Origin of the sequence: Streptomyces sp. NPDC048637, from assembly GCF_040650675.1 — a bacterium.
Taxonomy (GTDB): Bacteria; Actinomycetota; Actinomycetes; order Streptomycetales; family Streptomycetaceae; genus Streptomyces.
Genome location: NZ_JBEZHQ010000097.1, coordinates 1 through 1170, shown reverse-complemented (window position 1 = coordinate 1170; position 1170 = coordinate 1). Strand labels below are relative to the sequence as shown.

Below are 1170 nucleotides of genomic sequence, written 5' to 3'. Positions count from 1 at the left end.
GACCTCTACTGATCTTTTCGTAAGTTCGGTGGGTGTGGTGGCCGTGTGGGTGGGAGGCTGTCGGGGTGGCATATCAACCTTCCCCTTCGGTCGCCGGCTCCTCCCTTCCTCCCTTGTCGCGGCCTCAGTTGGCGGAGGCGCGTCGCGTTCGGGCAGTCGAGTTGTTCGAGGGTGGCGTCTCGAATGCGGAGATTGCGAGGGCGGTGGGGGTGTGTGCCGAGAGTGTGCGGCGTTGGCGGCGGGTGTGGGAGCAAGGCGGCGCTTCGGCCCTGCGGAGACGGGCAGCCACCGGACGCCCACCCAAGCTGGACGACACCCAGGTCGAGATGGTCCGGGCCGCGTTGGAGCAAGGTGCTCAGGCTCATGGTTTCGAGGCCGACTTGTGGACCCTGGAACGAGTCGGCGCGGTCGTCACCCGGGCAACAGGGGTGGTGTTGTCGAGGGCGTCGGTGTGGCGGCTGCTGACCGGGCGGCTCGGATGGAGCCTGCAACGGCCCGAGCGGCGGGCGGTCGAGCGGGACGAGTCGGAGATCGCCCGCTGGATCGCGCACGAGTGGCCGCGCATCAAAAAAGGGCGGTGAACACACGTGCCTGGATCGTCTTCCTCGACGAATCAGGCGTCTCCCTGCTCCCTCAGATCCGCCGCACCTATTCGCCCCGAGGGCGGACTCCGCTCCTGCGGCACCGCCTGAACTGGAAGCGCGCGTCGATGGCCGGGGCCTTGGGCTACCACTCGACCGACCCCGATCGCGGGGCCCGCCTGTGCTTCCACCTGAAGCCCGGCAGCTACGACACCGCCGGACTCATCGAGGTCCTGGAGCAGATAAAGGTGTTCTACCGCGGCGAGCGGGTGGTCCTGGTCTGGGACGGCCTGTCTGCCCACTGGAGCCGGGCGATGCGGGCCTGGGTCGCCGAGCAGGACTGGCTCACCCTCGAGCGCTTACCCGCCTACGCTCCCGAGCTGAATCCGGTGGAACTGCTGTGGTCCTCGCTCAAGAAGCGTGAACTCGCCAACCTCGCCGGCGACCACCTCGCCGATGTCGCCGACGCCGCCGAGCAAGGCATCCACCGCATCAACCACAACCCACAACTGCCGTGGTCCTTCCTCGCCCACACCGGCCTGACCATCGAAACACCACACCCACCGAACTTACGAAAAGATCAGTAAGG

Annotated in this window: 2 protein-coding genes; both read left to right on the top strand. The window is 67.3% G+C overall.

Annotated features, from left to right (window positions below; all coding sequences use genetic code 11):
- Positions 1-32 precede the first annotated feature (32 nt).
- On the top strand, positions 33-581 hold the full coding sequence (locus AB0C46_RS40700) for a winged helix-turn-helix domain-containing protein (RefSeq protein ID WP_362834177.1): 549 nt from the start codon (positions 33-35) through the stop codon (positions 579-581).
- Positions 578-1168 (top strand): IS630 family transposase, encoded by a 591-nt coding sequence (locus AB0C46_RS40695; protein ID WP_362834176.1) that lies wholly within the window; start codon positions 578-580, stop codon positions 1166-1168. The genes AB0C46_RS40700 and AB0C46_RS40695 overlap by 4 nt, the downstream gene beginning before the upstream one ends.
- The last annotated feature ends 2 nt before the right edge of the window (positions 1169-1170 follow it).